The sequence below is a fragment of the Demequina litoralis genome, from assembly GCF_030418455.1.
In the GTDB taxonomy this organism is placed as follows: Bacteria; Actinomycetota; Actinomycetes; order Actinomycetales; family Demequinaceae; genus Demequina; species Demequina litoralis.
Window position 1 is genome coordinate 1 of record NZ_JAUHPW010000002.1, and the last position, 23792, is coordinate 23792.

Annotated in this window: 24 protein-coding genes; 10 read left to right on the forward strand and 14 right to left on the reverse strand. The window is 71.4% G+C overall.

Going from position 1 to position 23792, the window contains the following annotated elements:
* Positions 1–521: 521 nt before the first annotated feature.
* From QQX09_RS02650 to QQX09_RS02670, 5 genes are read right to left on the reverse strand one after another with little or no spacing between them, the layout of a single operon-like run.
* Complete coding sequence (locus QQX09_RS02650) at positions 522–1097, reverse strand: helix-turn-helix domain-containing protein (RefSeq protein ID WP_301131161.1); 576 nt, start codon at positions 1095–1097, stop codon at positions 522–524.
* A gap of 2 nt (positions 1098–1099) precedes the next feature.
* Positions 1100–1975, reverse strand: a complete 876-nt coding sequence (locus QQX09_RS02655) for an ABC transporter permease (RefSeq protein WP_301131162.1) — start codon at positions 1973–1975, stop codon at positions 1100–1102.
* Positions 1975–2772 carry an ABC transporter permease gene (locus QQX09_RS02660; RefSeq protein ID WP_301131163.1) on the reverse strand — a complete coding sequence of 266 codons (798 nt, stop codon included), beginning with the start codon at positions 2770–2772 and terminating at the stop codon, positions 1975–1977. The genes QQX09_RS02655 and QQX09_RS02660 overlap by 1 nt, the downstream gene beginning before the upstream one ends.
* Positions 2772–3596 (reverse strand): ABC transporter ATP-binding protein, encoded by an 825-nt coding sequence (locus QQX09_RS02665; protein ID WP_301131164.1) that lies wholly within the window; start codon positions 3594–3596, stop codon positions 2772–2774. The genes QQX09_RS02660 and QQX09_RS02665 overlap by 1 nt, the downstream gene beginning before the upstream one ends.
* 15 nt (positions 3597–3611) lie before the next feature.
* A complete protein-coding gene (locus tag QQX09_RS02670) occupies positions 3612–4703 on the reverse strand; it encodes an ABC transporter substrate-binding protein (protein ID WP_301131165.1) in 1092 nt (363 codons plus the stop codon).
* Positions 4704–4933: 230 nt separating this feature from the next.
* Here QQX09_RS02670 and QQX09_RS02675 point away from each other — a divergent pair, with 230 nt between their 5' ends.
* Positions 4934–5734, forward strand: a complete 801-nt coding sequence (locus QQX09_RS02675) for an FAD binding domain-containing protein (RefSeq protein ID WP_301131166.1) — start codon at positions 4934–4936, stop codon at positions 5732–5734.
* Complete coding sequence (locus QQX09_RS02680; RefSeq protein WP_301131167.1) at positions 5731–8403, forward strand: molybdopterin-dependent oxidoreductase; 2673 nt, start codon at positions 5731–5733, stop codon at positions 8401–8403. Before QQX09_RS02675 ends, QQX09_RS02680 begins: the two co-directional genes overlap by 4 nt.
* Here QQX09_RS02680 and QQX09_RS02685 read toward each other — a convergent pair.
* The gene (locus QQX09_RS02685) at positions 8378–9298 is read right to left on the reverse strand and encodes an XdhC family protein (protein ID WP_301131168.1); all 921 of its coding nucleotides are present in this window, start codon (positions 9296–9298) and stop codon (positions 8378–8380) included. The two genes, QQX09_RS02680 and QQX09_RS02685, sit on opposite strands and share 26 nt — an antisense overlap.
* Before the next feature lie 35 nt (positions 9299–9333).
* Here QQX09_RS02685 and allB point away from each other — a divergent pair, with 35 nt between their 5' ends.
* Together allB and pucL are read left to right on the forward strand one after the other, a co-directional pair.
* On the forward strand, positions 9334–10650 hold the full coding sequence (allB, locus tag QQX09_RS02690) for an allantoinase AllB (protein WP_301131169.1): 1317 nt from the start codon (positions 9334–9336) through the stop codon (positions 10648–10650).
* A 110-nt stretch (positions 10651–10760) separates the two neighbouring features.
* Positions 10761–11663, forward strand: coding sequence for a factor-independent urate hydroxylase (gene pucL / locus QQX09_RS02695; protein WP_301131170.1), 903 nt, complete (start codon positions 10761–10763; stop codon positions 11661–11663).
* A 172-nt stretch (positions 11664–11835) separates the two neighbouring features.
* Here pucL and nrdF read toward each other — a convergent pair whose 3' ends face one another.
* The 4 genes from nrdF to nrdH are packed head-to-tail and all read right to left on the reverse strand — an operon-like array spanning position 11836 to position 15618.
* Positions 11836–12810: a class 1b ribonucleoside-diphosphate reductase subunit beta gene (gene nrdF, locus QQX09_RS02700; RefSeq protein WP_301131171.1), complete on the reverse strand. Its 975-nt coding sequence runs from the start codon at positions 12808–12810 to the stop codon at positions 11836–11838.
* A gap of 31 nt (positions 12811–12841) precedes the next feature.
* Positions 12842–14947: a class 1b ribonucleoside-diphosphate reductase subunit alpha gene (gene nrdE / locus QQX09_RS02705; protein WP_301131553.1), complete on the reverse strand. Its 2106-nt coding sequence runs from the start codon at positions 14945–14947 to the stop codon at positions 12842–12844.
* 20 nt (positions 14948–14967) lie between these two features.
* Positions 14968–15369 carry a class Ib ribonucleoside-diphosphate reductase assembly flavoprotein NrdI gene (nrdI, locus tag QQX09_RS02710; protein ID WP_301131172.1) on the reverse strand — a complete coding sequence of 134 codons (402 nt, stop codon included), beginning with the start codon at positions 15367–15369 and terminating at the stop codon, positions 14968–14970.
* Positions 15370–15381: 12 nt separating this feature from the next.
* The gene (gene nrdH / locus QQX09_RS02715; protein ID WP_301131173.1) at positions 15382–15618 is read right to left on the reverse strand and encodes a glutaredoxin-like protein NrdH; all 237 of its coding nucleotides are present in this window, start codon (positions 15616–15618) and stop codon (positions 15382–15384) included.
* Positions 15619–15906: 288 nt separating this feature from the next.
* On the opposite strand from nrdH, the gene QQX09_RS02720 reads away from it, so the two are divergent.
* The 4 genes from QQX09_RS02720 to QQX09_RS02735 all read left to right on the forward strand — a co-directional run bounded on the left by QQX09_RS02720 (position 15907) and on the right by QQX09_RS02735 (position 18820).
* Positions 15907–17337 carry an amidohydrolase family protein gene (locus tag QQX09_RS02720; protein ID WP_301131174.1) on the forward strand — a complete coding sequence of 477 codons (1431 nt, stop codon included), beginning with the start codon at positions 15907–15909 and terminating at the stop codon, positions 17335–17337.
* Between the two features lie 382 nt (positions 17338–17719).
* Complete coding sequence (locus QQX09_RS02725) at positions 17720–18016, forward strand: hypothetical protein (protein ID WP_301131175.1); 297 nt, start codon at positions 17720–17722, stop codon at positions 18014–18016.
* Positions 18017–18029: 13 nt separating this feature from the next.
* Positions 18030–18308, forward strand: a complete 279-nt coding sequence (locus QQX09_RS02730) for a hypothetical protein (protein ID WP_301131176.1) — start codon at positions 18030–18032, stop codon at positions 18306–18308.
* A 167-nt stretch (positions 18309–18475) separates the two neighbouring features.
* The gene (locus QQX09_RS02735; RefSeq protein ID WP_301131177.1) at positions 18476–18820 is read left to right on the forward strand and encodes a carboxymuconolactone decarboxylase family protein; all 345 of its coding nucleotides are present in this window, start codon (positions 18476–18478) and stop codon (positions 18818–18820) included.
* A 61-nt stretch (positions 18821–18881) separates the two neighbouring features.
* Here QQX09_RS02735 and QQX09_RS02740 read toward each other — a convergent pair whose 3' ends face one another.
* The gene (locus QQX09_RS02740) at positions 18882–19808 is read right to left on the reverse strand and encodes a hypothetical protein (protein WP_301131178.1); all 927 of its coding nucleotides are present in this window, start codon (positions 19806–19808) and stop codon (positions 18882–18884) included.
* Between the two features lie 115 nt (positions 19809–19923).
* On the opposite strand from QQX09_RS02740, the gene pgi reads away from it, so the two are divergent.
* Complete coding sequence (gene pgi, locus QQX09_RS02745; protein WP_301131179.1) at positions 19924–21603, forward strand: glucose-6-phosphate isomerase; 1680 nt, start codon at positions 19924–19926, stop codon at positions 21601–21603.
* 119 nt (positions 21604–21722) lie between these two features.
* Here pgi and QQX09_RS02750 read toward each other — a convergent pair whose 3' ends face one another.
* The 3 genes from QQX09_RS02750 to uraD are packed head-to-tail and all read right to left on the reverse strand — an operon-like array spanning position 21723 to position 23208.
* Positions 21723–22373 carry a DsbA family oxidoreductase gene (locus QQX09_RS02750; protein ID WP_301131180.1) on the reverse strand — a complete coding sequence of 217 codons (651 nt, stop codon included), beginning with the start codon at positions 22371–22373 and terminating at the stop codon, positions 21723–21725.
* Between the two features lie 41 nt (positions 22374–22414).
* Complete coding sequence (gene uraH / locus QQX09_RS02755) at positions 22415–22735, reverse strand: hydroxyisourate hydrolase (protein ID WP_301131181.1); 321 nt, start codon at positions 22733–22735, stop codon at positions 22415–22417.
* A complete protein-coding gene (gene uraD / locus QQX09_RS02760) occupies positions 22732–23208 on the reverse strand; it encodes a 2-oxo-4-hydroxy-4-carboxy-5-ureidoimidazoline decarboxylase (protein WP_301131182.1) in 477 nt (158 codons plus the stop codon). Before uraD ends, uraH begins: the two co-directional genes overlap by 4 nt.
* 23 nt (positions 23209–23231) lie before the next feature.
* Here uraD and QQX09_RS02765 point away from each other — a divergent pair, with 23 nt between their 5' ends.
* Positions 23232–23792, forward strand: coding sequence for a nucleotidyltransferase family protein (locus QQX09_RS02765; RefSeq protein ID WP_301131183.1), 561 nt, complete (start codon positions 23232–23234; stop codon positions 23790–23792).

Here is a 23792-nt window from a genome sequence, read left to right on the forward strand (position 1 = left end):
AAGTGATGCCTCGACCGTATGAATCTGCCGCCGAGAACGGACACTGAGCACCTCGCAGGGCGAAGGTGTCGGGGCGCGGGCGGGTCGGGGCGTCGGGGCGAAGGTGTCGGGGCGAAGGTGTCGGGGCGCGGGCGGGTCGGGGCGTCGGGGCGTCGGCGTGTCGGTGTGTCGGTGTGTCGGTGTGTCGGTGTGTCGGCGACCAGGCACGCCCTTCGTGTCCGCGTATTTCAACGCAGGCTTGAAAAGGCCGCGCAATGAGCAGCGGCACCTCCCCGCCGACAGGGCTGTTCTAGCGCTTCCTGAAATACGCGAGCACGACTTGCACCCGAGCGCGCCTGACGGCGGGGACGCGGCGAGGAGCACGAGCGCGCCGCACCGCGCAGTGACGCAGGCGCAGGGCGTGGAAGCCCCGGGGTGACGGGCGCTGCCGGTACGCGCGCAGCCGGTGCGGGCACAGCCGGTGTAGGCCCCGGGGTGACGGGCGCAGCGGGTGCGGGCACAGCGGAGGAGGGCGGCGAGCGCTACCGGACCTGCTGCTTGACCACCAGCAGCCGGTACGGGCCGCCCCACCACCGGTGCCGGACCCCTCCCGCGTAGTAGACCGAGTCGCCGACGCCGAGGCTGTGCGCCCGCCCGTCGGTCTCCACCTCGGCGACGCCGTCGACCACGAAGACGAACTCGTCCTCCGCGTGGACGAAGACCTCGCCCGGGTCGACCGCCTCGGACTCGACCAGGATCGGAGTGAACGGACGGGCGCCGCGCACCAGCGACACCGCAGGCCCGCGCGCGAAGCCCTGCGGGGTGGGGCGACGGGCACCGGCCCGCGAGACCTCGACCTTCCGAGGCGGGGAACCGTCGCCCGCCTCCGCGGCCGCCACGAGCTCGACCGGGCTCGTCTCGAGCGCGACCGCGATGCGACGCAGCGACTGCAGCGAGAGGTTCGCGAGCCCGCGCTCCACCTGCGACAGGAACGGGTGCGACAGGCCGGTGGACTCCGCCAGCGCGACGAGCGTCAGCCCGCGCGCCTTGCGCAGCTCCCGCAGCCGTGCGCCGAGCCGCGCGGCGGCCTCGTCCGGCCCGCGCTCCGCCTCCCCCATCCTCAGAGCCGCTTCGACGGATGCATGCCCATGCGGACGAGCACGGTGTTCTCGAGGATCTGCACGAGGTTGTAGAGCACGAGCGACACGAAGGTCACCACGACCACGGACGCCCACAGCTCGTCGAACTTCGCCGAGGTGGCGTAGCCGTTGATGACGCCGCCGATGCCGGATCCGGTCGCGAGCCACTCGGCGAGCAGCGCACCGGTGATCGCACCCGGCACGGACACGCGCACCGCCGCGAAGAACGCCGGCAGCGACGCCGGCAGCGCGACCTTGACGAGCTGCTTGAGCGAGCTGCCGCCGTAGACCTGCACCACCTCGAGCGACTGCGTCGACGCCTGCTGGAGGCCGTACGCGATGTTCACGAGCGCGGGGAACAGGACCACGATGCCACCCATGACCGCGACGGTCATGAACTCGCGCCCGAAGATCATGATGATGACCGGGGCGAACGCGATGAGCGGCACCGAGCGCAGCAGCAGCGCGATGGGCATCATCGCGTGCTCGAAGCCCTTCGACAGCCGGAAACCGATCGCGCCGGCGAGCGCGAGCAGGAGGCCCGCGACGAAGCCGATGACGGCGTCGCCCAGGGTGACCCAGAGGTTCGCCATGATCTCGGCCCGGTTCTCGGCCGCATCGTCCTCGACGAAGAAGAAGTTCCAGACGTCGGCGGGCCCCTTGGCCACGTACGGCGACAGGTCGGAGACCCACAGCGCCACCTGCCACAGCACGACGACGGTGACGAGCGTGAGCCCGAACGTGAGCAGCGACATGCCGAGCGTCTTGAGCGTGGAGCGGCGCGTCTGGCGACGCACCTGGGCCGCGAGCTGCGCGGCCTCGGGGCCCACCTGCTGGGGCTGCTGGGTGACGGCCATCAGGCTGCCGCTCCCTTCGACCACGGGGTCGACAGCCGCGTGAGCAGCCCGACCAGGAGGTACAGGATCAGCGCGATCGCGCCCGAGGCGAGCGCGATGCCCCACACGCGGGGCGAGTTGAGCGACTGCTGGGCGATGATCATCGCCGGGCCGATGCCCGTCTCGACCTTGCCGAAGTACTCGCCGAGCACCGCACCCAGGAAGGCCGCGGGGACCGCGATCTGGAGCGCCGTGAGCACCGCCGGCAGGGCCGCGATCACGCGCACCTTGCGCAGCTGCACCCACGCGTTGCCGCCGTAGACGTGCACGACGTCGAGGCTCGCCTTGTCCGCGGCGTGCAGGCCGAGCAGCGAGCCCACCACGGTGGTGAAGAACACCGACAGCGCCGCGATGAAGATGGCGGTGCCGGACGGCTCGCCCTTCTTGGGCACCTCGAAGATCAGCACGAGCAGCGGGCCGATCGCGACGATCGGGATGCAGTACGAGATGACCGCGAGCTGCATGACCGCGCCCTCGAGGCGCGGCAGCACCATGACGACCGCCGCCAGCACGAGCGCGACGCCGTTGCCCCACAGGTATCCCTGCACCGCCTCGTTGAGCGTGACGGAGAAGTTGGTGAGGTAGAAGTCGATGCCGACGTTGCCGTACTCCTGCACCACCTGCACCGGGCTCGGGATCGCCTTGGTGTTGCCCGAGCCGACGTTCGCGAAGATCGTCACCGACGCGATCCACCAGAACGCCACCAGCCCGAGCGCGCTGAGGGACGCGGTGGCCCACGCCGGGAGCCTGCGCTCCATCAGTCGTCCTCGGTGGCCGCGCCGCCCGCGCCGAAGAGCAGCTCGGAGGCCTGGTCGACGTAGGCGTGGAACTCGGGGCTGCGCTGGATGTCGGGCGTCCGCGGACGCGGCAGGTCGATCTGCATGACCTCCTTGACGCGGCCCGGGCGCGGGCTCATCACGGCGACCTGGTCGGCGAGGAAGATCGCCTCCGAGATCCCGTGCGTCACCAGCAGCGTGGTCGCGGGCTTCGCCGCGAGGATGCGCATGAGCTCGAGGTTGAGGCGCTGGCGCGTCATGTCGTCGAGCGCGCCGAACGGCTCGTCGAGCAGCAGCACCGACGGCTTGAGCACGAGCGCCCGCGCGATCGACACGCGCTGGCGCATGCCGCCCGAGAGCTGGGCCGGCTTGGCCTTCTCGAAGCCCTTGAGGCCCACGAGCTCGATGAGCTCCTCGATGTAGTCGTGGTCGACGGGCTTGCCCGAGACCTCGAACGGCAGCTTGATGTTGTTGTAGACCGAGCGCCACGGCAGCAGCGCCGAGTCCTGGAACGCGATGCCCAGCTCGTTGTAGGCGCGCAGGTCCTTGGGCGAGCGGCCGTCGACGCGGGTCGAGCCGCTGGTGGGCTGCTCGAGGCCCGCGAGGATGCGCAGGATGGTCGACTTGCCGCAGCCGGACGGACCGAGCAGCGCGAGGAAGGACCCGCGGTCGGTGTGGAGGTTCGCGTCCTGGAGCGCGGTGACGGTCTTCTTCCCGGAGGAGAAGACCTTCGTGAGCCCGGAGATCTGCAGGCCGGTGCCCGGGGCGGTCTCGCCCCGGGCACCGGACTCGGTGACGTCGGTCACTGGTGCTCCCGCAGATCAGCCCGCGTAGGCGACGAGCTCGGGGTGCTCCTCGTAGACCTCGGCCAGCAGGCTGAGGTCGAAGAGGTCGGCGGCCTCGAGCTCGATGCCCGCACCGGCGAGCGACTCGAGGGTGGACGCCTGGAGCTCGTCCGAGATCGTGAAGAGGCCGTTGGCGACCGTCTCGTCCGAGACCACGAGGTCCTCCGCCTGAGCGATCGCGCCGGCGATCGAGTTCTCCGGGTTCAGCTCGAGGTCGGCGCCGTACTCCTCGTACGCGAGGCGGGCGCCCTCCTCCGGGTCGTTCACCGCGTCGGTCCAGCCGAGGATCTCGGCGTAGAGGAACGCCTTGAGCGCGTCGCGGTTCTCCGCGATCGACTGGTCGGTGACGGTGAAGGTCTCCGCGACGAACGGCAGGCCGTTGTCCGCGAAGGGCAGGTTCACGGTGTCGTAGCCGGCGGCCTCGACGGTGATCGACTCGTTGGTGAGGTACGCGATGAAGCCGTCGACCTCGCCGTTGGTGAGCGGCGCGGGGTCGTACTGGACCGGCACGATCTCGACGTCGTCCTCGGTGAGGCCGTTCGCCGCGAGCAGCGCCATGAACAGCGCGGTGTTGGAGTCCTGGACGCCGATCTTCTTGCCGACCATGTCCTCGGCGGTCATGATGTTGCCGCCGTCCGCCAGCGACAGGACCGTGAAGGGGTTCTTCTGGTACGTGGTGCCGATGATCTTCAGCGGCGCCTCCTCGGCGGCCACGGCCGAGCCGATCGACACGGCGTCGGACAGCGCCACGTCCGCGGTGCCGGAGAGGAGCTCGGCGGCGCCGGTCGACGGACCGGGGACCAGCTCGACGGCGTCGAAGCCCGCCTCGGTGTAGTAGCCCATCGAGTCCGCGAAGAACTCGCCCGAGAACTCCTCGTTCTTGATCCAGGACAGCTGGACGGTGAAGTCGCCGTACGCGGGCGCCTCCATCGCGTCCTCGGCGTCGGCCGAGGCGGACGAGCCGGAGTCGGCCTCGCCGGACGAGCAGGCCGCGAGCGCGAGCGCGGCGACAGCCACACCGGCAGCGGCGGCCGTCAGCCGCCCCGCCTTGCCGTTGATGAAACGCATGAGTTCTCCCTCGTGATTGGACGCAAGGTCAGCCGAGGGAGCATCGTGGTGGGGTCTCTCCCGCGGCGCCCGGACATGACTCCGGCACGTCGGCACGACGTTATGGAATGTTCATTTCATGAACATGCGCCGTTGTGTTTCGCCCTCGTAAATTCCGGGTTCCGTGACATAACCGTGACATTGGCGCGTGGCAGACTCGCCGGCAGACCCCGCTTCGAGAGGAGGTCGCGATGGACCTCTCCGCCGTCACCGGCTACCGCGTCGCCACGTCGCGCGCGGACCTCGCGCTCGCCCCCGGCGAGCGCTTCCTCGCCGGCGGCACGTGGCTGTTCTCCGAGCCCAACCGCGACGTCACGGGCCTCGTCGACCTCGCCGGTCTGCCGGGGCCGCGGCTCGAGGTGACCCGCGACGGGCTCATCATCGGGGCCACCTGCACCATCGCCGAGCTGCTCGCCCTGCCGCCGCACCTCGGCTGGGCCGCGCAGCCGCTGTTCGCCGACGCTGCGAACGCGCTGCTCGCGAGCTTCAAGATCTGGAACGAGGCGACCGTGGTCGGCAACATCTGTCGCGGCTACTCCGCGGCCGCGATGCTCGCCGCGTGCGTCACGCTCGACGCCGAGGCCCTCGTGTGGACCGCCGACGGCGACGAGCGCATCGTCCCCGTCGCCTCCCTCCCCACGGGCAACGGCACCACGACCCTCGCGCACGGCGACCTGGTCCGCGAGGTCCGCATACCGGCCGACGCGCTGCGCGCCCGCACCGCGCTGCGCAAGATCGCGCTGGCGGAGCTCGGACGCTCCGGCGCGGTCGTCACCGGACGCGCGCACCCCGACGGCCGCACCGTCATCGTCGTCACCGCCGCCACGCTCACCCCCACGGTGCTGCGGTACGCCGCGCCCCCGGACCCCGCGACCGCGCGGGACGATGCGCGGGCCGCGGCGGGCTACTACACGGACGCCCTCGGCGCCGCGGACTGGCGCCGCCACGTGTCCGGCGTGCTCGCCGCCGAGGTCGCGGAGGAGCTCGCATGAAGGTCAACGTCGACGGCTCCCCGGTCGAGGGCGAGGCGAGCCCCGGCCAGTGCCTGCGCACCTACCTGCGCGAGCACGGCCGCTTCGAGGTGAAGAAGGGCTGCGATGCCGGCGACTGCGGCGCGTGCACCGTGCTCGTCGACGGCCGGCCGGTCCACTCGTGCCTCTACCCTGCCGCGCGCGCCGAGGGCCGCGACGTCACCACCGCGGGCGGCCTCGCCCCGGGCGACGAGCCGCACCCGGTCCAGGACTCCTTCGCGCGCCACTTCGCCTTCCAGTGCGGCTTCTGCACGCCGGGCATGACCGTGACCGCGTCGACCCTCACCGAGGACGACCTGCCGGACCTCGACCGCCGCCTCAAGGGCAACCTGTGCCGCTGCACCGGCTACCGGCCCATCCGCGAGGCGGTCGAGCACGCGGTGAAGGGCTGCGGCGGCGAGTGCGTGGGCTGTCCCGGCACCGGCGCCGCGCAGGGGGACGATGCGCCGGTCGCCGCGGGCGCCGACGTCCGGCCTCCCGCGGCGGACCGGGTGGTGCAGGGCCGCGAGCCGTACACGTTCGACGTCGACGTGCCCGGCCTCACCCATCTCAAGGTGCTGGGATCACCCCACGCCCACGCGCGCATCGTCTCCATCGACGCCTCGGCGGCGCTCGCCATACCCGGCGTGCACACGGTCCTCACCCACGAGGACGCGCCCGTCACCCGCTACTCGACCGCACGCCACGCGAACCGGCTCGACGACCCGCGCGACACCCGCATCCTCGACTCCACCGTGCGGTTCCGCGGGCAGCGCGTCGCGGCGGTGATCGCGGACACACCCGGCCTCGCGGAGGCCGGCTGCGCCGCGCTGCGGGTCGAGTACGAGGTGCTTCCCGCCGTGATCGATCCCGAGGAGGCGCGCTCCCCCGGTGCACCCGTGCTCCACCCCGACCGCACGCCCGAGGACGGCGTCGAGGACGCGTCACGCAACGTCGTGGCGTCCTGGCGCGGCGCCTACGGCAACGTCGGGAGGGGTCTCGCGCGGGCCACCGCGGTCGCGACCGGCACCTGGTCGAACGCGCGCGTCAGCCACGCGCAGCTCGAGACCCACGGCTCGATCGGCTGGATCGCCGAGGACGGCCGCCTTACGGTCCGCTCGAGCACGCAGGTGCCGTTCCTCACGCGCGACGAGCTCGCGCTGATCCTCGACCGGCCCGCCGAGTCCGTGCGCGTCTTCACGGCGCGCGTGGGCGGCGGCTTCGGCGGCAAGCAGGAGATCTTCACCGAGGACATCGTGGCGCTCGCGGTGCTGCGGACCGGGCGTCCGGTCGCGTACGAGATGACGCGCGAGGAGGAGTTCGTGCGCACCGCGACGCGCCACCCGTTCCGCGTCACCGCGACGCTCGGGGCCGACTCCGACGGCCGGCTGACCGCCATGGACGTCGAGGTGCTGTCCAACACCGGCGCGTACGGCAACCACGCGATCGGCGTGATGTTCCACGGCTGCGCCGAGTCGCTCGAGGCGTACCGCTCGCCCGCCAAGCGCCTGCATGCCGAGGTGGTCTACACGAACACGACCCCCGCCGGGGCGTTCCGGGGGTACGGCCTGGGGCAGGTGATCTTCGCGGTCGAGTCCGCGCTCGACGAGCTCGCGTTGAAGCTCGGGATCGACCCGTTCGAGCTGCGCCGGCGCAACGCGGTCAAGGACGGCGACAAGCTGGGCGTCACCGAGCGTCGCCACCACGACGACCTCATCTTCGGGTCCTACGGGCTCGACCAGTGCCTCGACCTCGCCGAGGCGGCGCTCGTGCGCGGCAACGGCGTCGAGGCGCCGGCCGGCTGGGCCGTGGGCGAGGGCATGGCGCTGTCCATGATCGCGACCATCCCGCCACGCGGCCACCCCGCGACCGCGGCGGTCACCGCGTTCCCCGACGGCACCGTGGAGGTCGCGGCCGGCACCGTCGAGTTCGGCAACGGCACGCACACGGTGCTCACCCAGATCGCGGCCGAGGCGCTGGGGCTCCCCGTCGAGACGGTGCGGCTGCGCACCTCCGACACCGACGCGACCGAGCACGACACGGGCGCCTGGGGCTCCACCGGCATCACCGTCGCGGGCAAGGCGGTGCATGCGGCCGCGGTCGCGCTGCGGTCGATGCTCGACGGCGGCGCCACCGTCCCTCCGGAGGGGCTCACCGCGCACGGCGAGACCGACGGCAAGGTCCGCTCGCTCGCCTTCAACGTGCACGCCTTCCGGGTCGCGGTCGACGTCGAGACGGGCACCGTGCGGATCCTCCAGTCCATCCAGGCGGCCGACGCCGGCGTGGTCCTCAACCCCGCCCAGTGCCGCGGCCAGATCGAGGGCGGCGTCGCCCAGGGCATCGGCTCCGCGCTGTACGAGGAGATCATCATGGGCGACCACGGCGCGCCCACCAACCCCGCCTTCCGCGTCTACCGGGTCCCGCAGATCGCCGACGTGCCCGCCACCGAGGTGTACTTCGCCGAGACCTCCGACTCGCTCGGGCCCTACGGCGCGAAGTCCATGTCGGAGTCGCCCTACAACCCCGTCGCGCCCGCGCTGGCGAACGCGATCCGGCGGGCGATCGGCGCGCGGCCCATGGAGCTGCCGATGACGCGGGACCGCGTGTGGCGGCTCGCGGCGGGGATCAGCGCCCGGGCCTCGGATGGATAGCGCCGCCGGTCTCCCGCAGCGGCCGCCCGCTCGCGCCGGTGCGCGCCGCGAGCACCTCGGCGAGGATCGCGACCGCTGTCTCGGCGGGGCTCGACCCGCCCAGGTCCAGGCCGATGGGCGAGCGCAGCCGGGCCAGCGCATCGTCCCCCAGGCCGGCCTCGCGGAGCCGCGCGAGCCGGCGCTCGTGCGTGACGCGCGAGCCCATCGCGCCGATGTAGCCGGCGGGCGAGGCGAGCGCGACCTCGAGCGCGGGCACGTCGACGCGGTCGTCGTGCGTGAGCACGCAGATCACGGTGCCGTCCTCGATCTCGAGGCCGCGCAGGTACGCGTCGGGCCATGCGACGTGGACCTCGTGCGCCGCGGGGATGCGCTCGGGGGTCGCGAAGACCGGCCGCGGGTCCACCACCAGCACGCGGTAGCCGAGCGCGCGGCCGGCCGCCGCGAGCGCGGGCGTGAAGTCGACGGCCCCCACGATCACCAGGCGCGGGGCGCGGGGGCGGACGATGCGGTGCCCGCCGGGGAGCGTCAGCGTCGCCTCGCCGTCCTCGAGGGACGCCTCGAGCGCCGCGACGATCTCGCGGTCGCCCGGGCCCACGTGGAAGGCGAGCACGTCGACCGCCCCGCCGCAGGCCAGGCCGGGACGGTAGAGGTCGGGCTCGCCGCCGAGCGTCGCGGCGACCGGCTCCGGCTCGGCGTGGCGCGCGAGCGCGAGCTCGTACGCCTCGGACTCGAGGCAGCCGCCGGAGATCGCGCCGATCGCGCGGCCGTCCGCGCACACCGCGATCGTCGAGCCGGGTGCCCGCGGGGTCGAGCCGTGGACGCCGGTCACCACCACGACGCCGAGCGCGCCGCCCTCGTGCAGCACCCCCAGCGCCTCGCGCGCGATCTCGAACACGTCCGCCAGTCTGTCAGCAGCCGGGGAGGGATTCCATGACCCACGACCTCGTCATCCGCGCCGCCCGCGCGATCCTGCCCACCGGGGAGGAGCCCGCGTCCGTCGCGATCGACGGCGGCCGCATCGTCGCCGTCGGGGCGCTCGACGCCGCGATGCCCGCCGACGTCGAGATCGCGCTCGGCCCCGACGAGGTGCTCATGCCCGGAGGCGTCGACACGCACGTCCACGTCAACGAGCCGGGCCGCACCGAGTGGGAGGGCTTCGACTCCGCCACCCGCGCCGCCCGCGCCGGCGGCGTCACCACGCTCATCGACATGCCGCTCAACTCGATCCCGCCGACCGTGTCCCCCGAGGCGCTCGCGGTCAAGCGCGCCGTCGCGGCCGAGAAGTCCCACGTCACCGTGGGCTTCTGGGGCGGTGCCGTGCCGGAGAACCTGGGCTCGCTGCGGGAGCTGTGGGACGCGGGCGTGTTCGGCTTCAAGTGCTTCCTCGCGCCCAGCGGGGTCGACGAGTTCGGGCACCTCGACCGCGCGCAGCTGCGAGCCGCGATGGAGGAGATCGCGGGCTTCGGCGGGCTGCTCATCGTGCACGCCGAGGATCCCGAGGTGCTGGCGGCGCACGAGGACGGCGTGGGCCGCGGCTACGGCTCGTTCGTGGCGTCGCGGCCCGAGGAGGCCGAGACCAGCGCGATCGCGGCCGTGATCGACGGCGTGCGCGCCACCGGGGTGCGGGCGCACATACTGCACCTCTCGGCCGCGTCGGCGCTGCCGCTGGTCGCGGCCGCGAAGGCCGAGGGCCTGCCCCTCACCGCCGAGACCTGCCCGCACTACCTCACGTTCGACGCGGAGCACATCGACGACGGCGCGACCCAGTTCAAGTGCTGCCCTCCCATCCGCTCGGAGGCCAACCGCGACGCCCTGTGGGACGCGCTCGCCGACGGGATCATCGACTTCGTGGCCTCCGACCACTCCCCCGCGACCGCCGACCTCAAGCTCGCCGGCGCGGGCGACTTCTCGGTCGCATGGGGCGGCATCGCGGGCCTGCAGGTCGCGCTGCCGGCCGTGTGGACCGGCGCACGGCTGCGCGGCTACCCGCTCGCGGCCGTCTCCGCGTGGACCTCGGCGATCCCCGCGGCGTGGGCCGGGCTCGCGACCAAGGGCGCGATCGAGGCCGGCCGCGACGCCGACCTCGTCTCCTTCGCCCCCGAGGAGCCGTGGGAGGTGCATGCGGCGGCGCTCGAGCACCGCAACAAGGTGACGGCCTTCGACGGCCGTGCGCTCGCCGGCCGCGTGCGCCGCGTGTGGATCGCGGGCTCCGAGACCGCCGAGGGCGTGCTGCTCGACCGGCCCTGACCCCTCACGGAGGCGGGGCCCGGAACAACGATGTGACCCCTCGAAATGTTGATGTAATCACCATCCTCTACCGTGCCAGCAGGCACCCCACCTACTCGCGAGAGGCAGCCATGGGCATCATCTTGGGCGACCACCAGTACGGCAAGGCGGAGAACCGCATCGTGCGCATCGTGCGCGACACCCCGCGCCACGAGATCCGGGACGTCAACGTCTCCACGTGCCTGCGCGGGAGCTTCGACGAGGCCCACCTCACCGGCGACCAGGGCGCCGTGCTCCCCACCGACACCCAGAAGCAGACGTCCTACGCGTTCGCCAAGACCGTGGGGCTGGCCTCGCTCGAGCGGTACGCCCTCGCGCTGGCCACGCACTTCGTCGCGGACGTCGAGCCGGTGGACCAGGCCCGCGTGGAGCTCGAGGAGTTCGCGTGGGAGCGCGTGTCCGTGGGCGGCGCGGAGCACGACTTCAGCTGGGTGCGCTCGGGCCAGGAGGTGCGCACCGTCGCCGTGACCGTCGAGGACGGCGCGACGTGGATCACCGGCGGTCTCAAGGACCTCGTGGTGCTCAAGTCCTCCGGCTCGGAGTTCCACGGCTTCCTCAAGGACGAGTACACGGTCCTCGAGCCCACGTCGGACCGCATCATGGCCACCTCGCTTGTCGCCAGGTGGCGCTTCGGCGACGTCGACGCGGCGACCTTCGACTTCGACGAGTCGTATGCCGAGATCAAGGCCGCGCTGGTCGAGACGTTCGCGGGCTTCCACTCGCTCGCGCTCCAGCAGACGCTGTACGAGATGGGCAAGGCGGCCCTCGAGGCCGTGCCCGAGCTGGTCGAGGTGCGCCTGTCCGCGCCGAACAAGCACCACTTCGCGTACGACCTCGCGCGCTTCGGCATCGCCAACGACAACGAGGTCTTCCACGCGGACGACCGGCCCTACGGCCTCATCCAGGCGTCGGTGACGCGGGACGATGCGCCGGCCGCCGGGCCCGCGTGGCAGCAGTACTCGGGCCTGGTCTGAGCGCGGCGCGACGGCACGCATGACGGATCGTCCGGCCGACGATCCTTCGTGCGCGCCGGAACCGACCTCGATGTCGGAGCGACGCGGCGAGGATCCGACATCCGGGCTGCGAATAGAAGCGGCGAGGCCCCGCACCTGACGGTGCGGGGCCTCGATGCTGGACGGGCGGGACTCAGAAGTCCCAGTCGTCGTCCGTGGTCTCCTCGTGCTTGCCGATGACGTACGACGAGCCCGAGCCCGAGAAGAAGTCGTGGTTCTCGTCCGCGTTGGGCGACAGCGCCGACAGGATCGCCGGGGACACGTCGGTCACGGTGGACGGGAACAGCGCCTCGTAGCCCAGGTTCATGAGCGCCTTGTTGGCGTTGTAGTGCAGGAACTTCTTGACGTCCTCGGCCATGCCGAGCGCGTCGTAGAGGTCGTGCGTGTACTGCACCTCGTTCTCGTAGAGGTCGTACAGGAGCGAGAACGTGTAGTCCTTGAGCTCCTCCTTGCGGGCCTCCGACTCGAGCTCGAGCCCCTTCTGGAACTTGTAGCCGATGTAGTAGCCGTGCACGGCCTCGTCGCGGATGATGAGGCGGATGAGGTCGGCCGTGTTCGTGAGCTTGGCGCGGCTCGACCAGTACATGGGCAGGTAGAAGCCCGAGTAGAAGAGGAAGCTCTCGAGCAGGGTCGAGGCGACCTTCCTCTTCAGCGGGTCGTCGCCGTGGTAGTAGTCGAGGACGATCTGCGCCTTGCGCTGCAGGTTCTGGTTCTCGGTGGACCAGCGGAACGCGGCGTCGATCTCGGGCGTCGAGCACAGCGTCGAGAAGATCGACGAGTAGCTCTTGGCGTGCACCGACTCCATGAACGCGATGTTCGTGTAGACGGCCTCCTCGTGCGGGGTGAGCGCGTCCGGGATGAGCGACACCGCGCCGACGGTGCCCTGGATGGTGTCCAGCAGCGTCAGGCCGGTGAACACGCGCATCGTGAGCGTCTGCTCCTCCGGCGTGAGGGTGTTCCAGGACTGCACGTCGCCCGACAGCGGCACCTTCTCGGGCAGCCAGAAGTTGGCCGTGAGGCGGTTCCACACCTCGACGTCCTTCTCGTCCTGGATGCGGTTCCAGTTGATGGCGTCCACGTGGCTGACCAGCGTGAGCTTCTCTGTCATGTCTTTCCTTCTTCAGCGAGTGCGGGGGACGCTACAGCATGCAGCTGACGCAGCCCTCGACCTCGGTGCCCTCGAGCGCCATCTGGCGGATGCGGATGTAGTAGATGGTCTTGATGCCCTTGCGCCACGCGTAGATCTGCGCCTTGTTGATGTCGCGCGTGGTGGCGGTGTCCGGGAAGAACAGGGTCAGCGACAGGCCCTGGTCGACGTGCTGCGTCGCCGCGGCGTAGGTGTCGATGATCTTCTCGGGGCCGATCTCGTACGCGTCCTGGAAGTACTCCAGGTTGTCGTTGTCCATGAAGGGCGCCGGGTAGTAGACGCGGCCCAGCTTGCCCTCCTTGCGGATCTCGATGCGCGACGCGATCGGGTGGATCGAGGACGTCGAGTTGTTGATGTAGGAGATCGAGCCGGTCGGCGGGACGGCCTGGAGGTTCTGGTTGAAGATGCCGTGCTCCTGGACCTTGGCCTTGAGCGCGCGCCAGTCGTCCTGGGTCGGGATCTCGATGCCGGCCTCGGCGAACAGCTCCGCGACGCGGGCGGTCGCCGGCACCCACTCCTGCTCGGTGTACTTGTCGAAGAACTCACCCGACGCGTACTTCGAGTTCTCGAAGCCCTCGAAGGCCGTGCCCTGCTCCTGCGCGATCCTGTTCGAGGCGGCGATCGCGTGGAACAGCACCGTGTAGAAGTAGATGTTGGTGAAGTCGACGCCCTCCTCGGACCCGTAGTGGATCCGCTCGCGGCCGAGGTAGCCGTGGAGGTTCATCTGGCCCAGGCCGATCGCGTGGGCGCGGTCGTTGCCGTAGCGGATCGACGGCACCGCATCGATGGCCGACTGGGTCGACACGGCGGTGAGGCCGCGCACCGCGATCTCGACGGTCTGCGAGAGGTTGCCGCCGTCCATCGCGGTCGCGATGTTCATCGAGCCGAGGTTGCAGGAGATGTCCTTGCCGGTCTCCGCGTAGGTGAGGTCCTCGTTGAAGGTCGACGGGGTGTTGACCTGGAGGATCTCAGAGCAGAGGTTGGACATGTTGATGCGGCCCGCGACCGGGTTGGCGTTGTTCACCGTGTCCTCGAACACGATGTACGGGTAGCCGGACTCGAACTGGAGCTCCGCGACGGTCTGGAAGAACTGGCGGGCCGCGATCTTGGTCTTGCGGATCCGCGGGTCGTCCACCATCTCGTGGTACTTCTCCGAGATCGAGATATCGCCGAACGGGACGCCGTAGACGCGCTCGACGTCGTACGGGCTGAAGAGGTACATCTCCTCGTTCTTGCGGGCGAGCTCGAACGTGATGTCCGGCACGACGACGCCGAGCGACAGCGTCTTGATGCGGATCTTCTCGTCGGCGTTCTCACGCTTGGTGTCGAGGAACTTCATGATGTCGGGGTGGTGCGCGGAGAGGTAGACCGCGCCGGCGCCCTGACGCGCGCCCAGCTGGTTCGCGTAGGTGAAGGAGTCCTCGAGGAGCTTCATCACGGGGATGATGCCCGAGGACTGGTTCTCGATGTGCTTGATGGGCGCGCCGGCCTCGCGGATGTTCGACAGCGACAGGGCGACGCCGCCGCCGCGCTTCGACAGCTGCAGCGCCGAGTTGATCGAGCGGCCGATCGACTCCATGTTGTCCTCGATGCGCAGCAGGAAGCACGAGACGAACTCGCCGCGCTGGGCCTTGCCCGCGTTGAGGAAGGTGGGGGTCGCGGGCTGGAAGCGGCCCGAGACGATCTCGTCGACCAGCTTGGTCGCGAGCTCGGTGTCGCCTGCGGCGAGCGTCAGCGCGACCATGACGACGCGGTCCTCGTAGCGCTCGAGATAGCGCTTGCCGTCGAAGGTCTTGAGCGTGTAGCTCGTGTAGTACTTGAAGGCGCCCAGGAAGGTCGGGAAGCGGAACTTCTTCGAGTACGCGCGCTCGGTGAGATCGCTGATGAAGCCGAAGTCGTACTGCGCGAGCACCTCGGGCTCGTAGTACTTCTTCTCGACCAGGTAGTCGAGGCGCTCCTTGAGCGAGTGGAAGAAGACCGTGTTCTGGTTGACGTGCTGGAGGAAGTACTCGCGCGCCGCCTCGCGGTCCTTGTCGAACTGGATGTTCCCCTCGGTGTCGTAGAGGTTCAGCATCGCGTTGAGCGAGTGGTAGTCCATGCCCGTGCGGGGCGTGTCGATCACGGTTGCTTCCACAGGTCTTCCAATCCCTTGCGGACGGCGGTGACGTCGTCCTGCGTTCCGAAAAGCTCGAGCTTGTACAGGTGCGGCACCTTGCACTTCGCGGCGACGATGTCGCCTGCGATGCAGTAGGCCGAACCGAAGTTGGTGTTGCCCGCGCTGATCACGCCCCGGATGTACGAGCGGTTGTGCTCGTCGTTCAGGAACTTGATGACCTGCTTGGGCACGGCGCCGCGGTCGTTGCCGCCGCCGTAGGTGGGCAGGACGAGCACGAAGGGCTCGTCCACCTTGAGGGGCTCGTCCGTGGGGTACAGCGGGATCCGGTCCGCCGGCACGCCCAGCTTCTCGACGAAGCGGTGGGTGTTGCCGGAGGTGGAGCTGAAGTAGACGAGCGAGGCCATAGGGCGGCTGTCTTAGGAGGCGGCCCGCTCGGCGAGCGCGGCGATGCGGTCCGGCTGGAAGCCCGACCAGTGCTCGTCGCCGGCGATGACCACGGGCGCCTGGAGGTAGCCCAGCTTCATCACGGTGTCGTAGGCGTCCTGGTCCTCGGTCACGTCGAAGATCTGGAACTCGAGCTCGGCGCGCTCGAGGGCCTTCTTGGTGGCGGTGCACTGCACGCAGCTGGGCTTCGAGTAGACCGAGATCGTCATGGGGACGTCCTTTCGAGAGACGAAACGTGGGACAGCAAGCGCCACTATATCTGGGGCCTGCACCCCAGTGCCACCACTAGATGGTGTGTTTCATCCACAGATTTCCCCACATTTTTCCCACAGCGGGGCACGATGCCTGTGGGTAGCCGGGCGCGCCGCGCGCGACACGCCGGGGGAACCTGTGGACAGGGTCGGCGTGCCCGAAACGCCGCCGAAACAGGGGCCCGTCTACGGTGACGGGATACGTCGCCCCCCGCACCGGGGCGGCGCTGGGGGAGGAACACCGTCATGGCAGACCGCGGAGAGGTCGCATCGGGCGTCCGCGTCTATCGCGCGCACGTCTTCCACATCGCCGGCGCGCCCGCGCAGACCGACGTGGCGTCGCACCTCGTGTCGCTGCCCGACGGCGCGCTCGTGGTCGACGGCGAGGGGATGATCGCCTGGGTGGGCCCGTGGGCCTCGCTGCCCGCCGCGTACGCCGATGCACCGGTCACCCGCGCCGACTACCTCCTCCCCGGCTTCGTCGACTCGCACGTCCACTACCCGCAGTCCTACGCCACCGCCGCGCACGGCGGCGGCCAGCTGCTCGAGTGGCTCGACCACTGCATCTTCCCCACCGAGGCCCGCTTCGCGGACCCCGACTTCGCCAACCGCGCCGCGCGCTACTTCACGCGCCGCCGCATCGCCGCGGGCACCACCGCCGCGATGGTGTTCGGCAGCGCCTTCCCCGTCGCCCAGGACGCGCTCTACCGCGCGACCCTCGAGGCGGGCCTGCGGGTCGTGTCCGGCCGCGGCGTGCAGACGGTGGGGCCGCCCGCCGCATCGTCCCTCCTCACGTCCGAGGAGAGGGCCATCGAGCTGGTCGCCGACGAGATCGACCGCTGGCACGCCGTCGACACCGGGGACCCCTGCTCGGCGCTGGTCCAGGTCGCGATCGTGCCGCGGTTCTCCCTGTCCGTGACGCAACGGACGCTGGCCGCGATGGGCGAGCTGTACGAGGAGGCGCAGCTCCACGGCGTCTACTTCCACTCGCACCTCAACGAGAACAACCGCAAGGGCGACGGCGAGATCGCGGCGGTGCTCGGGTCGTACGGAGTCGAGGCCTACCTCGACACCTACGACGGCCGCTTCCTGCCGGGCTCGCGGATGGGCGGGCGGTCGCTGCTGGGCCGGCGGTCCTCGCTCGCGCACGCGGTGCACTGCCAGCCGCGCGAGCTCGCCCGCATGGCGGAGACCGGCACCTCGATCGCGCACTGCCCCACGTCGCAGCTGTTCCTAGGATCGGGGACGATGCCGTGGCGGGCCACCGTCGAGACCGGCGTCAACGTGGCGCTGGGCTCCGACATCGGGGCGGGCGACGAGTGGCTGATCTCGCGGGTCGCGGGCGACGCGTACAAGGTGCACATCTCCGAGTCCGGGGATGCCGGCACCGCCCTGCACCCGGCGGAGCTGCTGTTCGCGGCGACCCTTGCCGGCGCGCGGGCGCTCGACATGGAGCACGCCTTCGGCAACCTCGACGCGGGCAAGGACGCGGACTTCCTGCTCATCGAGACGTCCCGGTGGGAGCCGCTCGAGGGCATGCTCTCCATGGGGATCCGTTCCGACGACGAGGAGCAGGCGACGCTCGAGGAGCTGTTCACGCTGCTGGTCGGGCTGCGCCAGCCGGCGATCGCCGGGGTCTACGTCCAGGGCAAGCGGGCGGTCGCGCCGGAGCTGTAGATGCGTCCGGTGCCGCGCGATCGCCCGGCCCCCGCTGCCGGCGGCACCGCCGCTGCTGCGCGCTCGCGCTCCTCGCCGCGGGCCAGGCAGGCGCGCTCGCGTGCACGTCGTGCTCGCGAATTTCAGGAATCGCTTGAACAGCCCCGCCGAAGGGGCGGTTCCGCTGCCCGCTGCCAGTCCTGTTCAAGCCTGCGTTGAAATACGCGGACACGAAGTGCGCGCCTGCCCGCCGACACGCGTGCGCCCCGACGCCCCGGAACGCCCGCGCCCCGACGCCCCGATCCTCGACGCCGCGTGATGCATCGACCGCTCGACCTTGAGGCCGCGACCGGGCACTCCGCACCTCCCAGCGCGCGGGGCCGGCCGGCGCTAGGCTCGCGCCATGCATCCCACCGCGAAACGCTGCGTCCAGTGGGCGGTCGGGCTCGTGTTCATCGGCACCGCGGCCATGGTCTTCGGGACCGAGCTCCTCATCCGCGCCGAGGCGTACCTCGGGCTGAACGGCGCCGTCGCGCTCTGGCTGATCGACTACGTCGTCGGCGGGATCCGCGTCTTCGCCGTCCCGATCGCCGCCGCCCTGGTGGCCGCGGCCGTGGTGGTCCAGACCCTCGCCCCGGCGCGCGGGATGGCCGATGCCGAGGCCACGCAGCCCGACGCGGGCGAGGCCCACGCCCCGTGAGAGGATTCCCGCCATGGCAGTGGTGGGAGATCGCATCGCGGAGCGCGCGGCCGAGGACTTCGGCCGCTCCGCACCGCGCGTGGTCAGCGCGCTCGAGCGGCTCGCGGTGAGCCCGAGCGCCGACCCCGAACGCATCCAGGCCGCCGTGCTCCTCGCCTCGCGGGGCGACCTCACGATGCTCGACGATGCGCTCGAGCACGCCGCGGACGACTGGCCCGACCTCCTCGACCGCGCGGGCCTGGCGGGCGCCGACTGGCGCGACCGTCTCGACGACGCGCTCGGCCGGGGCTGAGCGCCGGCGCACCGCCGCATCGTCCTGCCGGACCGCCCGCCGGACCGCCCGCGGGACCGCACCGGACCAAGGTCCCGGGCCAGATTGACACGTGCTTCATAGCGTGGACGCGGGTCCCCGATCAGCCCGGCAACGATGCCGGACGCCAAGTCGAAGGGACATGCGACATGAACCACCACGAGCACTACGACGACGTGATGTGCGGGATCGGGGATCTCGGCAAGGTCATCCCCGGCACCATCGGCGGGTTCTTCACGATGCACAAGGAGGCGCTGGCCGACGGCGCGCTCTCGAAGTGCGAGAAGGAGCTGATGGCCCTCGCGATCGGCATCGCGGTGCGCTGCGGCGGCTGCATCACCTGCCACGTCAAGGACGCGCTCGCCGCAGGTGCGACCCCCGAGCAGGTCTACGAGACCATCGGCGTCGCGATCCTCATGGGCGGCGGTCCGGCGGCGGTCTACGGGAACGAGGCCCGCAAGGCGCTCGAGTCGTTCGTCGCAGCCCCGGTCTGAGCCCGAGCCGAGGAGGGCGGGGCCTCGCGCCCCGCCCTCCTCGTGCGTCCGGGCGACAGGGCTACTCGGCGGCGGCGCGGCGCGCCGCCGCGAGCACCTCGTCCGCCGTGAGCGTCGGCGCGTACACGTGGATGAGCTCGCGGTCCTCCCCGAGGACCTTCTCGATCCCGGGCTGCTCGGCGAGCCGCGCCTCGTGGGCACCCCACCGCTCGCTCCCCCATGCGCCCTCCGCCGCCTCGTGCACCCAGATCTGATGCGTGTAGTCCGGGGCGAGCTCGGAGGGCATGACGTCCGAGACGAGCTCCTCGAGCGTGAGCGGCCGCTCGACGACCGGGGCGGCATCGACCGTGAGGTCGCCGAACGGGCGCCGGAACCGCGGACCGCTGAAGTCGATGTCCCACCGGCGCGGTCGACGCCGCAGCAGACCGCGGCCGCCCCGCCGCGCCCGGGCCAGGTGGAGGTCGCCGTCGCGCAGCTCGGGCCCGGGAGCGACGGCCCTGAGCGTCGGATCGACGAAAAACGGGAACTCCATGCGGGAGATCGAGACGTCCCCGCGCGCGACCCACAGCGCGACCCGGCAGGCCGTGAGCGGGCTCCTCCACGGCATGCCCCGGATCACGGGCTCGTACCGGTGGGCGTACCGCGGGTCGGAGGTCATCACGTCCCACCCCTGCGCGTCGGCGCCGTACATGGAGGCGACGTGGAAGGCGAGGCCGTCGATCAGGCGGGCACCGAACGACGTGATGCCGCCGGTCGGCCACCCGTTGGCCCCGCACCACAGCGGGGGCGGGACCCGGGCCTCATCCCAGGCATGGGCGAGCGCCAGCCGCACCGCGTCGCGGTAGGTCTCCGTGGTGGGCTCGTAGCCGGCGCCGCGCTCGGCCTCCCACACGGTCGCCAGGCACACCTCGCTGCTGCGCCGCTCGTTGACCCACCGGCGCGCGAGGGCTCCGTGGTCCGCCGCCTCGTCCGTGGCGAAGATCATCACGCCTGCACCCTAGACGGACCATCTACCAGGGCCGGGGACCCTGCGCCGCGTCCACGGCGGGCGGCGCGCCGACGGTCCCGGGCGCATCGTCCCGGAGACGACTAGCCTGGCAACCGTGACTGCACCCATCGATCCCACCACCACGTCCGCCTGGGCGGAGCTCACCGCCCACCGCGCATCGTTCACCCCGGACCTCCGCGGGTGGTTCGCCGCCGACGCGACCCGCGTCGAGCGCTTCTCGCTCCCCCTGGCCGACCTCCACGTCGACCTCTCGAAGAACCTCGTCACCGACGAGATCCTCGCCTCCCTGGTCAAGCTGGCCAAGGAGACCGGCGTCGCCGCCCGCTACCAGGCGATGCTCGCGGGCGAGCACATCAACACCACCGAGGACCGCGCCGTCCTCCACACCGCGCTGCGCCGCCCCGCCGGCATCGAGCCGGGCCTCGTGGTCGACGGCCAGGACGTCGACAAGGACGTGCAGGACGTCCTCGCGAGCATCGACGCCTTCGCGGCCCGCGTCCGTTCCGGCGACTGGAAGGGCGTGACCGGCAAGAAGGTCACCCACATCGTCAACATCGGCATCGGCGGCTCGGACCTGGGCCCGGTCATGGTCTACGAGGCGCTCGAGCCGTACGCGACCGCGGGCATCGAGGCGCGCTTCGTGTCGAACATCGACCCCACCGACATGGGCCAGAAGGTCAAGGGCCTCGACCCCGAGACCACGCTGTTCATCGTCGCGTCGAAGACCTTCACCACGCTCGAGACGCTCACCAACGCGCGCCTCGCGCGCGACTGGCTGTGGACCGCGCTCGCGGAGGCCGGCGTCGACGTCACCTCGGACGAGGCCAAGGCCGACGCCGTCGCCCACCACTTCGTCGCCGTCTCGACCGCGCTCGACAAGGTCGCAGCCTTCGGCATCGACCCGACGAACGCCTTCGGCTTCTGGGACTGGGTGGGGGGCCGCTACTCCGTCGACTCCGCCATCGGCCTGTCGCTCGCGATCGCGCTCGGCCCGGACGTGTTCCGCGAGCTGCTCGCGGGCTTCCACGCCGTGGACCGGCATGTCGCCGAGACGCCGCTGGAGAAGAACGTGCCCGTCCTCATGGGCCTGCTCAACGTCTGGTACGTCAACTTCCTGGGCGCCCAGTCGCACGCGGTCCTGCCCTACGCGCAGCAGCTGCACCGCTTCGCCGCGTACCTGCAGCAGCTCACCATGGAGTCCAACGGCAAGTCGGTGATGTGGGACGGCTCCCCCGTCACCACCGAGACCGGCGAGATCTTCTGGGGCGAGCCCGGCACCAACGGCCAGCACGCGTTCTACCAGCTCATCCACCAGGGCACGAAGCTGATCCCGGCGGACTTCATCGCCGTGGTCAACCCGGCGTACCCGCTCGAGGACGGCGGCCAGGACGTCCACGCGCTGTTCCTCGCGAACTACCTCGCGCAGACCAAGGCGCTCGCCTTCGGCAAGACCGCCGAGGAGGTCGAGGCCGAGGGCACCACCGGCGCGCTCGTCGCCGCGCGCACGTTCGCGGGCAACAAGCCCACGACGTCGATCTTCGCGCCGTCGCTCACCCCGGCGGTGCTCGGCCAGCTCATCGCGCTGTACGAGCACATCACCTTCACGCAGTCGGTGGTGTGGGGCATCAACGCCTTCGACCAGTGGGGCGTCGAGCTGGGTAAGAAGCTCGCGCTCGAGATCGCCCCGGCCATCGAGGGGGACGATGCGGCGCTCGCCGCGCAGGACGCGTCCACCCAGGCACTCATCGCGTACTACCGGGCCAACCGGGGCTGACGCCTCGACGGGAGGAGGCCGGGACCCACATGGGTCCCGGCCTCTTCTCGTCTCCTCTGTATCCGGGGCGACACGATCCCCGGCCCTAGCGGGAAGGGCCGGGACGGGCGGGGCGCCTGTCAGACCGCCGCAGTCGACTTGGCCTCCCGGGCCTTCGACAGAGCGAGCGCGAAGGTCTCGACCGGCTGCGCACCGGAGATCGCGAACGCGCGGTCGAAGACGAAGAACGGCACCCCGCTGGCACCGAAGGCCGCCGCCTGCGCGATGTCGGCCTCGACGGCGTCCGCGTAGGCGTCGGACCCGAGCACCGAGCGGACCTCGTCCTCCGCGAGGCCCAGCCCGATCGCGAGCGCGACGAGCGTGTCGTGGTCCGCGACCACCGCACCCTCGACGAACTGCGCGCGCATGAGGCGCTCCTTCATCTGCGGGCCGATCCCCCGCTCGTGGGCGAGGTGCAGCAGGCGGTGCGCGTCGCGGGTGTTCGAGGACATGTAGCGGTCGAAGTCGTAGGCGATGCCCTCCTCGGCGCCGAGGTCGATGAGCCGCTGGTTCATCTCGCGCACCTTCTCGGGCGTCGTGTGGAACTTCGCCGCGAGCGCCTCGGCGTGCGGGGTCGCCTCGCCGTCGGGGATCGTGGGGTCCAGCTGGAAGCTGCGGTAGCGGATCGACACGTCCTCACCCGAGGCGGCGACCGCCTCCTCGAGACGCCGCTTGCCGAGGTAGCACCACGGGCACGCGATGTCGGACCAGATCTCGATGTCGATAGTCATGCCGCCACAACGTACACGCTGTCGGGCACATTCCTGACGCGTCAACTACCCCGGTACGTCGAGTAGCCGAACGGGCTCAGCAGCAGCGGCACGTGGTAGTGCGCGTCGTCGGCCACGCCGAACGCGAGGCGCACCTCGGGGTAGAACGTCGCGACGCCGTGATCCGCGAACCACTCCCCCGTGGCGAAGACCAGCTGGTAGGTCCCGGTGTGGAGCCGGTCGGGCCCCAGGTCGGAGACCCGGCCGTCGGCGTCGGTCGTCCCGGTGGCGAGCTCGACATCGCCGTGCAGCAGCCGCACGTGCATGCCCGCCGCGGGGCGCCCGCGCACCGAGTCGAGCACATGGGTGGTGACGTGGCTCATGCCGCCTCCTCGCCGTACGTCGCACGCAGCCTCAGCAGCGCGATGCCGCGGAGCTGGTCCGCCACCTCGGCGAGCTCGGCGACGTCGTCGTTCTCGAGCCTACGCTCGATCTCCCCGACGATCTCCTCGCGCGAGCGCCCCGCGGCGCGGATGAGGAACACGCGGCCGAACCGCTCCTCGTAGGCGGCGTTGAGCTCCGCGAGCCGGGCCGCGAGCGCCTCGTCCGGCGAGGCCGACGACCGCTGCTCCGTGCGCGAGAAGCGCGCCTCCGCATCGTCCCCCTCGCGGCGCTCGCCGATGCGGGGGTGCGCCGCCAGCGCCTCGTCGATCTCGGCGGGCGTGAGCGGGGTGCCGGCGGACACCGCCGCGCGCTCGAGCTCGAGCAGCGTGGCGTACGCGCGCCCGGACAGGGCGTCGGCCCAGCGCGTCACGCTGAGGCATGCGAGAAGCTCGTCTCGCTGGGGCTCGATCATGGTTCCTCCCTAGGATGAACAGCATGGCAGAGAGGCTGGTCGGCGTGGTGCTCGCGGCGGGGGCCGGCACGCGCTTCGGTGGACCGAAGGCCCTGGCACGGGACGATGCGGGGGCGTGGCTCCCGCGCGCCTGCACGCTGCTCGCGGACGCCGGGTGCGAACCCGTGGTCGCGGTGCTCGGCGCGGGCGCGGACGAGGCCCGGCATCTGCTGCCGAAGGGCGCGCACGGTGTCGTGGCGGAGGCATGGCACGAGGGCATCGGGTCGAGCCTGCGCGCCGGCATCGAGATCGCCCGGGCCGCGCACGCGGACGCGGTGCTGGTGACGCTCGTGGACCTGCCGGCGCTGGCCCCCGAGGCGGTGGCGCGGGTCGCGGAGCGGTTCACCGGCGACCCGCACGTGCTCGCGCGGGCGGTGGACGGCGGCGTGCCGGGCCACCCGGTGCTGGTCGGCGCCGCCCACCTGGGCCCGCTGCTGGCGACGGTCGGCGGCGAGCGCGGGGCGGCGCACTACCTCGCCGGCCACCACGCCGAGGAGGTCGACTGCACCGGCCTCGGCGCCGCGTCCGACGTCGACGCCCGCTGA

Bases quoted from the DNA above. Each gene is read 5' to 3' on its own strand.
- QQX09_RS02650 (WP_301131161.1), bottom strand. From the start codon at position 1,097: ATGGGGGAGGCGGAGCGCGGGCCGGACGAGGCCGCCGCGCGGCTCGGC.
- QQX09_RS02655 (WP_301131162.1), bottom strand. From the start codon at position 1,975: ATGGCCGTCACCCAGCAGCCCCAGCAGGTGGGCCCCGAGGCCGCGCAG.
- QQX09_RS02660 (WP_301131163.1), bottom strand. From the start codon at position 2,772: ATGGAGCGCAGGCTCCCGGCGTGGGCCACCGCGTCCCTCAGCGCGCTC.
- QQX09_RS02670 (WP_301131165.1), bottom strand. From the start codon at position 4,703: ATGCGTTTCATCAACGGCAAGGCGGGGCGGCTGACGGCCGCCGCTGCC.
- QQX09_RS02675 (WP_301131166.1), top strand. From the start codon at position 4,934: ATGGACCTCTCCGCCGTCACCGGCTACCGCGTCGCCACGTCGCGCGCG.
- QQX09_RS02680 (WP_301131167.1), top strand. From the start codon at position 5,731: ATGAAGGTCAACGTCGACGGCTCCCCGGTCGAGGGCGAGGCGAGCCCC.
- allB (WP_301131169.1), top strand. From the start codon at position 9,334: ATGACCCACGACCTCGTCATCCGCGCCGCCCGCGCGATCCTGCCCACC.
- pucL (WP_301131170.1), top strand. From the start codon at position 10,761: ATGGGCATCATCTTGGGCGACCACCAGTACGGCAAGGCGGAGAACCGC.
- nrdF (WP_301131171.1), bottom strand. From the start codon at position 12,810: ATGACAGAGAAGCTCACGCTGGTCAGCCACGTGGACGCCATCAACTGG.
- nrdE (WP_301131553.1), bottom strand. From the start codon at position 14,947: ATGGACTACCACTCGCTCAACGCGATGCTGAACCTCTACGACACCGAG.
- nrdI (WP_301131172.1), bottom strand. From the start codon at position 15,369: ATGGCCTCGCTCGTCTACTTCAGCTCCACCTCCGGCAACACCCACCGC.
- nrdH (WP_301131173.1), bottom strand. From the start codon at position 15,618: ATGACGATCTCGGTCTACTCGAAGCCCAGCTGCGTGCAGTGCACCGCC.
- QQX09_RS02720 (WP_301131174.1), top strand. From the start codon at position 15,907: ATGGCAGACCGCGGAGAGGTCGCATCGGGCGTCCGCGTCTATCGCGCG.
- QQX09_RS02725 (WP_301131175.1), top strand. From the start codon at position 17,720: ATGCATCCCACCGCGAAACGCTGCGTCCAGTGGGCGGTCGGGCTCGTG.
- QQX09_RS02730 (WP_301131176.1), top strand. From the start codon at position 18,030: ATGGCAGTGGTGGGAGATCGCATCGCGGAGCGCGCGGCCGAGGACTTC.
- QQX09_RS02735 (WP_301131177.1), top strand. From the start codon at position 18,476: ATGAACCACCACGAGCACTACGACGACGTGATGTGCGGGATCGGGGAT.
- QQX09_RS02750 (WP_301131180.1), bottom strand. From the start codon at position 22,373: ATGACTATCGACATCGAGATCTGGTCCGACATCGCGTGCCCGTGGTGC.
- uraH (WP_301131181.1), bottom strand. From the start codon at position 22,735: ATGAGCCACGTCACCACCCATGTGCTCGACTCGGTGCGCGGGCGCCCC.
- uraD (WP_301131182.1), bottom strand. From the start codon at position 23,208: ATGATCGAGCCCCAGCGAGACGAGCTTCTCGCATGCCTCAGCGTGACG.
- QQX09_RS02765 (WP_301131183.1), top strand. From the start codon at position 23,232: ATGGCAGAGAGGCTGGTCGGCGTGGTGCTCGCGGCGGGGGCCGGCACG.